8 protein-coding genes are annotated in these 7,265 nt (G+C 40.2%); 1 reads left to right on the forward strand and 7 read right to left on the reverse strand.

Annotation, left to right across the window (positions count from 1 at the left end):
• Window positions 1–408: 408 nt before the first annotated feature.
• The 5 genes from AB5Z12_RS20385 to AB5Z12_RS20405 form a co-directional block, all read right to left on the reverse strand.
• Window positions 409–831 (reverse strand): RNA polymerase sigma factor, encoded by a 423-nt coding sequence (locus AB5Z12_RS20385; protein ID WP_368368763.1) that lies wholly within the window; start codon window positions 829–831, stop codon window positions 409–411.
• Between the two features lie 436 nt (window positions 832–1,267).
• A complete protein-coding gene (locus AB5Z12_RS20390; RefSeq protein ID WP_118611846.1) occupies window positions 1,268–2,185 on the reverse strand; it encodes a cell wall metabolism sensor histidine kinase WalK in 918 nt (305 codons plus the stop codon).
• Between the two features lie 19 nt (window positions 2,186–2,204).
• On the reverse strand, window positions 2,205–2,960 hold the full coding sequence (locus AB5Z12_RS20395) for an ABC transporter permease (RefSeq protein WP_368368764.1): 756 nt from the start codon (window positions 2,958–2,960) through the stop codon (window positions 2,205–2,207).
• Window positions 2,953–3,867 (reverse strand): ATP-binding cassette domain-containing protein, encoded by a 915-nt coding sequence (locus AB5Z12_RS20400; protein WP_117962351.1) that lies wholly within the window; start codon window positions 3,865–3,867, stop codon window positions 2,953–2,955. The genes AB5Z12_RS20395 and AB5Z12_RS20400 overlap by 8 nt, the downstream gene beginning before the upstream one ends.
• A 79-nt stretch (window positions 3,868–3,946) precedes the next feature.
• Window positions 3,947–4,630, reverse strand: a complete 684-nt coding sequence (locus AB5Z12_RS20405; protein WP_368368765.1) for a response regulator transcription factor — start codon at window positions 4,628–4,630, stop codon at window positions 3,947–3,949.
• Between the two features lie 191 nt (window positions 4,631–4,821).
• Between AB5Z12_RS20405 and AB5Z12_RS20410 the strand changes: the two genes are divergently transcribed.
• Window positions 4,822–5,187, forward strand: a complete 366-nt coding sequence (locus AB5Z12_RS20410; RefSeq protein ID WP_368368766.1) for a helix-turn-helix domain-containing protein — start codon at window positions 4,822–4,824, stop codon at window positions 5,185–5,187.
• A gap of 168 nt (window positions 5,188–5,355) precedes the next feature.
• Here the strand turns inward: AB5Z12_RS20410 and AB5Z12_RS20415 are convergent, their stop codons facing one another.
• Window positions 5,356–6,771 carry a relaxase/mobilization nuclease domain-containing protein gene (locus AB5Z12_RS20415; RefSeq protein ID WP_368368767.1) on the reverse strand — a complete coding sequence of 472 codons (1,416 nt, stop codon included), beginning with the start codon at window positions 6,769–6,771 and terminating at the stop codon, window positions 5,356–5,358.
• A gap of 3 nt (window positions 6,772–6,774) precedes the next feature.
• Window positions 6,775–7,059: a CD1845 family protein gene (locus AB5Z12_RS20420; RefSeq protein ID WP_368368768.1), complete on the reverse strand. Its 285-nt coding sequence runs from the start codon at window positions 7,057–7,059 to the stop codon at window positions 6,775–6,777.
• Between the last annotated feature and the right edge of the window lie 206 nt (window positions 7,060–7,265).

The raw sequence follows: 7,265 nt of genomic DNA on the forward strand, positions 1-7,265 counted from the left end.
AATTTTTAAAAAATTTCTTAATAAATACGAGAAAATTGTTTTTCCTGTATTTTGAGGTATATAAAAAACGTCCTAATCCTGTTTTGAAACAAGACGTAAGCACTGTGAACAAAAACAGCTTTCTCGTTATATACGGGAATCGGAAAAGCATGGCTATCATGTGGAAGCTCAAAGCTAGCCTTTCTTAAATACGATCAATATCTCACTACAGGCAGCCAATACTGTGACTGCTTTATAGTGATGCTTTCATAATTGTTAAAAACATTTGTTGTCAAGGTTCAGTTTTTTGCTACGAGTTTTATTTTCGTAGCAAGGTGCAGAAGGCTTATGGGAACCTCGGGCCACTGTGACCCGAAGTTCTGTTGCCTTTCATAAGCCTTTTCATTTTTGAGGCAAAAACGGTACGCCTTACAAAAATTTTTTTAAATATTTTTCTAAGTTCTTCAGTCCCCGCTCAATCGCCACACGAACCACCTTTTCATCCGCGCCCTCAGCCCGGGCAATATCCCTTTTTGTCATGCCAAGAATGAAATGAGCATAAATCCGTTTTGCCTGTTTATCAGGCAGACTGGAAATGGCTGCGTGAAGTTCCTGCATGGAAATCTTGCGTTCATACAGTTCATGGGGAGAAAGAGAAACAAATACCGCTTCATGCTCCAGCCCATCATCCCGATCAAGGGAGTAGTAGGCTTTATGGCGGTAGGTACGCAGACGGTAAGCCGCCTCTTTCCGGTCAAATTCCTTGAACATTTCAGCAACTTCCTCTGATACTTCCATAAAACAATCTGATGTATAGAATGGGTAATAGTCCCGCAAATTGATAATAGCCATATAGACCTCCGTTTCGGTTGTTGGTTGACAAGTGACCGAAACGAAACCGGCGGGGAACGGCACCGGGGCTGGACTTCGGGCCAGTATGACCCGAAGTCCAGCCCCATAAAAACAGAAAAACGCCCGGACGGCATGAAGCCATACGGACGCATGAAATAGAACTGTCGTTTACATGATAATATTTTTCATATAAGTAACCAGAATACCCCGGAGGAGGGGCAAGGCTTTTTTTAACTGATGTAACTCATGGGTATTGTGAATCACTAACGCAGACATGACGGCATCCTCCTACGCCACCATGTTTGTGTTAGAATATTATTTGCACGAAAAATGGCGGCTTTGAAACCGCCATCAAGTTTTTTATGTGAATAAGCAATGTAATACACCTACTTTATAAGCGGTTTTTTTTAACCACCAAAGCAGGCTCATCAGTTTTTTATCCTTTTTGCTTAGGAAAGCACACTACAATTTCAAAAACATTATTATTTAGAGAAGCACTGATAGAACCGCCCATTTTTACTGTTAAATTCTTTGCTATTGTGAGACCCAAACCGGTTGTTTTGCGGGAACGGGATAAATCTGTTGTATAAAAACGATTAAATATTTTGTCTATATCAGATTCATTTATGCTGTCTGTAAAATTCTGAAAAGAAAAATGGTAATTTTCATTATCATCATAAGATGAAAAATGATAATCACTTTTCCCATGTGACAAGGCATTAGAAATGATATTTTCAAAAATTCTGGTTACTGCTTTTTCATCTCCATAAAATGGAAAAGAAATCTCTGCAATACTTAATGCTGGAATTATTTTGCGTTCCTCAAAAGATTTAAAAAAGGAAACTGCAACAGAGCGTAAAACAGCATTTAAATCAAATGTAGTATAAGAAAATTCCATTTCATCAGCTTCTATTCGTGCAAATTCAAACAACTGATTTAGTAACTGATTTAAAACATTCAATCTTTCGTTTATAACAGCTGCTGCATCTAAATCTTCCTCGGACAACTCCGGCGATTGTAGAAGCATTTGGGTATATCCTTGAATAGCAGTCACAGGTGTTCTAAGATCATGAGCTAAATTTGTAATTGTTTCTTTGATTGCCTCATCCTTTTTTTGTAATGAATATACTTGTTTGTGGTAAACTCGAAGCAATTCATTTAAAGCATTTACAAGATCGGTTATATCGGAAGAAGGAAAATCTAATGTCAATTCCGCATGGGTAAATGAATGTAAAAGTGTTTGCAATTTCTGGCTTAACCGGGTTACCTCCCTACGATGAAACAAGTAAAATGATAAAACAATAATAAGAGATAGTGTCACAATGATAGCATATATTTGAAGTACCACACTCATAACATTATCCCTCCCTGCATTATGTAATATCTCTTTTCTTGAAAATTGTTCCTATAACTCCACCAAATATAATCATATAGGCAAAGAAAATGATAATTGCGGTTGGAAGCCATTGAACTGCCATATCTATTCTTGTTTTATTGATATTACTAATTGCCCCAAAAATTGTGATGTTATATCCTAAGCCCAAAATACTTTCCAATCCATGAAGAACCAGATAACCAAAAAATATAAGCAAAGCATTAACTGCCATGCTAACTGAACTGTTTCTTATGAGAAAAACAAGTGAAATTGCGAGCGTTGATACAGCCATATGATATAATGCCTCACAGAATATGTAGGACACTATATTGCTAATGCTTGTAAAAGTAAGACCGCTTATTCCAAAAAAAATTTTATTACATAACAAACCAATTAAAAAGGCAGACACCAAAAAAAAGAATGATACACTCCAGCCAATTACCAATTTTGATAAGAAGTAACTCCATCGTGACAGACCTTTTTCTATATAATGTTTTACAGTCCCTTGACGAAAATCATTTGAGAAATAGTAGCTGCAAAAAATAATCAAAGGGAATACAACCGGGTAATAATTAAAAAAAGAATCCCAGTAATTTGCAGAAACTTCTGTACCTACCAAATATTCCCTCATGCCAATCGTTGCTTTTTGTGCATAAGCACATAAGAATATCCATCCTGTCATCATAAGAAAACATACTTTCAAGACTTTTCCATGTATTGCTTTATAAAAATCAGCTCTAATTAAATTAAGCATTGACTATGCCTCCTCTCATTTTTTCATTAAAGTAATCTTCCAGTGACTCCTTTGTTACAGTACATTCATCAACAGAAATTCCATGATTAACCAGTAAGGAGTTTACAATTCCGGGATTGTCTACATATTCAAAAATCCGAATATTATTATCGGAAAGAATTTCGTAGTTTTTAGTATGGAGATTTTTCTCTATTAAAATAGCGGCCTGTGCAGTATCTGATGCCTTAATTTTTAAACAACATTGACATTTTTCATTTAATTCTTTTGCAGTGATTTCTTCAATCAGCTTGCCATTTTTAATAATGCCGTATTTCGTTGCAATTTTTGACAATTCCCCCAAGATATGACTGGAAATCATAATAGTAATATGTTCTTCCCTATTTAGTTTTAATAAGAAATTCCTCATATCTTGTATTCCAGTCGGATCTAAGCCATTAATAGGTTCATCAAGAATCAGAAAATCAGGATTTCCCAACAAGGCAATGCCAATGGCTAAACGCTGTTTCATACCTAATGAAAATTTTTTGACAATTTTATTTTCATATTGTGACAGACCCACCTGCTTTAAAATTTGCTGTACAGATTCTTTGCTTGACAGTCCATATGCTTTTCTAAATACTTCCAAATTTTGTTTTGCGGTTAATTCTGCATAAAGTGCCGGAGATTCAATTACACAACCAATACGATAACGCTCGGTCTGGGGAACAAAATTTCCAAATAGTTCAATAGAGCCTTCTGATGGTTCAACCAAACCTGCAATCATTTTCATTAAAGTAGACTTACCAGCACCATTTTCTCCAATCAAGCCATATATTTCGCCTTTTTTAATAGAAATGGATACTTTATCAACAGCATAATAATTTGTGTATTTTTTAGATACTGTGTTCGTTCTTAATATATATTCCATGATATATCCCTCCTTGTGGTTTTAGTGTAAGGGATAAGTTTAAGTAAATTATTTTCTAAATCTAAGGATTTCATAAAGATTATATGTCCATCTTAAACCCAATTCCCCAAACCGTTTTAATATATGATTTACTATTATCTATTGCAGCAATTTTTTTGCGTAAGTTGCTGATATGAACATTGATAGCATTTTCAGTTCCCTCTAAAGTTTCATTCCATAATTGCTCATAAATCATATCTTTCGTAAATACTTGTTGCGGATGTTCCATAAGCATTTTCAATATAGCAAACTCATTTTTTGTAAGGGGCAATTTTTGATTTTTTAGAGTGGCCTCCATTCCTATTGTATCTAAATTTAAATCGCCACAACATAACAAGGAATTTGATGTATATTGATTTTCATAAATCCGTCGCAAAATCGTTTCAATCCTTGCAAGTAGTTCTTCTATATCGAAGGGTTTCGTTATATAATCATCAGCACCGTTTTTCAATAAGAAAATTTTACTTTTAGAATCTTCTTTTGCAGATAGACCGATTACAGGTACATTTTTTGTTTTCTTTATTTCTGCTAAAACTTGTTCGCCAGAAAGACCGGGAAGCATTAAATCCAAAATAATCAGATTAACTTTTTGCTTTTCAAGAAAAAGAAGGGCTTCTGTTCCTGAATAAGCAGAATATGTTATATAACCATTTTTCCGAAGATATTTAACAAGCATATCATTGATAGCCATATCGTCATCAACTATTAGAATTGTGTAATTCATATAAAATACCTCTCTTTAACATTGATCAATTTGCAGAATATAATTTTATGGCATATTCGTATCAACTTTATCACAATCGTTTGCTATATTCAATCATGTGGCTATCTGACAGCGAAATAAAATACTACTTAACATCAAATTTCATTACATTCTCATAATTCAACCCGAAATGTACAATGATATAGGGTGATATGAGAATGAACCAAGATGAAATCAGTTTTGACTTTCATGGGCTCGGGCTGGCAATCAAACAAGCTAGAGAAGAAAGAGGCTGGACACAGGCCTATGTGGCGGAGCTGGTCGGCAAGACAGACCGCACGATTATGAATATTGAAAATAAGGGACAACATCCCAGCTTCAATTTATTTTTCAAACTCGTTACCATGTTCGATATTTCCGTAGACCAGTTTTTCTACCGGGAAGAACAGCGGGACGAGCACAGTTGCAGAAAGCACATTGATGTACTTCTCAACTCCATGAATGAAAAGGAGCTAGTTGTCATGGAGGCCACAGCCGAAGGGCTCAAGAAAGCCAGAGAAACGGAGGTTCAGAAATAAGAGCCTCTGTTTTTTTGTGCTATTTTGGGGGTGTCGCTAAATGGCAAGCAATGCCTCTGTGACCACAAGTGGCACAAAGGCGGCTTGTTGGGGCTCGCCCCAAACCCGTATCTTCGGGCCAACATGGCCCGAAGTGTCAGCGTCGCTTTGCTCCTTGTTTTCATAATCTCAACGCTCCTTTTCATGCTTTCTGCCCGGCTCGGTGTAGCCCATCAAAGTGTCAATGTTCGCCTTGATCGTGACGATCTCCTGCATATCCCGTCGTGCCTTCTGGTATTCTCCATAGAGCTGTTTTTTCTTTGCTGTGAGCTTACGGCCTTCTTCCTTCAGCACATCCATTTTAGGGAGCTTCGCCCCGCCCAGCAGAGAGCGCATTTCCGCTTGTGCAGCCCGGTACAGTTCAAGGTCGGCCTCATGCTCCGCAAGGAATTTCCGGCTGTACTTCGTCGCCTTATACTGCTCAAAGACCGGACGGGTTTTGGCATACTGAACCGTTGCGGCCTTTAGCCCGGCATTGGTTTTCATGGCCTGTTCCGTCTGCTTGATCTGCTCGGAAATGGCATGAAAACGGTCTGCTGCCTCGGTGGCTTTCTGTGCCAACTGCTCATAATCGGTCAGGCCATTGTCCTGTATATAGGCAAGGGCAGCAGCCATCTGCTTAATGTTAAATACCTTCGCCCAGCGTTCATATCCCGGCCCCTTACCGGCAGCCAGCTTCGCTTGAATATCCACCGCCAGACTGATTTTCCGCTCCGAGTGCCCGGGGCGTTTTTCTTTGCCCTCAATGGCGGCCAGAACATCTTGCAAGTCGTAGCCGTCCCCCAGCGTGGAGGCGCGCAGACGGGTGAAGCGTTCCTGTCCCTGCCCGGTCAGCCGGAAGCTGATACCGCCGCCCCGAACCTTCTTGACCTCATATCCGGCCCGCTTCATCAGATTGAGAAATTCGTCCAGATCAGCGGGGCGTTCCGCCAGCGCAGTATCAATGGCAAGGCGCAGTCTGTCCTGATAGGAAAGCGGCCCTTTTCGTTCTTTCTGCCATTCTCCATAATTCCGATACTTGCCCTTGCTCCGGGGCTTCGGGTTCTCTACAATGGACAGCCCGTTTTCAAGGCACAGCCTGTCAGAGAGCCGCCGAAGGGCGAAGCTGGAGCCCCAAAAGTTTCGGAATTTCCGGGTGCAGTCAAGGGTGGTGGAGTTGTAATAAATGTGACAATGGATGTGCTGCTTATCGGTGTGCGTGGTAACGATAAAAGCGTGCCGCCCCTTCGTCCAGCGCATAGCCAGTTCATAGCCGATACGCTTTGCCTCCTTCGGGGGAACCTCGCCCGGATAGAAGAATTGCCGTATCTGATAGCACAGCACATCATTTTCTTTTTTCTGTTCCCGCCCCGTCATGGCGGCATAGCTGGCCTTTGCCAAAAGGAACTCGTCCGCCACGGTGGCCGGATCACATTCATAAGCGGAGATGTACTTTCCGCTTTCTGTTTTCTCCGGGTCCTTGCCATAGTCCAGACAATCCCGGATTGCCTCAGCAATCGTTTCGCCTTCGCCCGCATGGCGCTGTAACAAAGTTGTGGTAGCCAAAAATCATCCCTCCTTTCCATGAGAAAGGGGCGGCCCATCCAGCGCCCAAAGAAGGGAGCCCGCCGCCGCTTGCAGTCCATACGGCGAAAGAAGGAAGGCAAGAAACAGAAATACAATCCCGCCTATGGGCGTCGGCGTGAAAAAGAGAACGACACCCAGCACCACCAGAATCACAGAGGCAATCGTCAGCAGGACGGCACAAATATCAAACAGGAACACCAGCAGAGCCGCCAGAAGGGACAACGCTAAAGCAAAGGGAGCGACCAATATTTTCAGCAGTATCTTCATCTTCAAAACCTCCTTTATCTATCCTTTCTACCTCTATTTTATCATGCCTGCCCGGGGACATAAATGTTGCGAAAGATTAGTAAATCCTGTCCTAAATCTATTTTCAAATAAAAACGGATGGTCTAATGAAATGGGTAGTTTTTAGCCCATCGGACGCTATTTATATCAAAAGATAATATTTTGCCATCATTTTTTGTGGCATATAA

This window comes from Ruminococcus sp. RTP21358st1_G6_RTP21358_211008 (genome assembly GCF_040908885.1).
Taxonomy (GTDB): domain Bacteria; phylum Bacillota; class Clostridia; order Lachnospirales; family Lachnospiraceae; genus Blautia_A; species Blautia_A faecis.

Coding starts and splice junctions, on each gene's coding strand:
- AB5Z12_RS20420 (WP_368368768.1), bottom strand. CDS start 7,059: ATGAAGATACTGCTGAAAATATTGGTCGCTCCCTTTGCTTTAGCGTTG.
- AB5Z12_RS20405 (WP_368368765.1), bottom strand. CDS start 4,630: ATGAATTACACAATTCTAATAGTTGATGACGATATGGCTATCAATGAT.
- AB5Z12_RS20385 (WP_368368763.1), bottom strand. CDS start 831: ATGGCTATTATCAATTTGCGGGACTATTACCCATTCTATACATCAGAT.
- AB5Z12_RS20410 (WP_368368766.1), top strand. CDS start 4,822: ATGAGAATGAACCAAGATGAAATCAGTTTTGACTTTCATGGGCTCGGG.
- AB5Z12_RS20395 (WP_368368764.1), bottom strand. CDS start 2,960: ATGCTTAATTTAATTAGAGCTGATTTTTATAAAGCAATACATGGAAAA.
- AB5Z12_RS20400 (WP_117962351.1), bottom strand. CDS start 3,867: ATGGAATATATATTAAGAACGAACACAGTATCTAAAAAATACACAAAT.
- AB5Z12_RS20390 (WP_118611846.1), bottom strand. CDS start 2,185: ATGAGTGTGGTACTTCAAATATATGCTATCATTGTGACACTATCTCTT.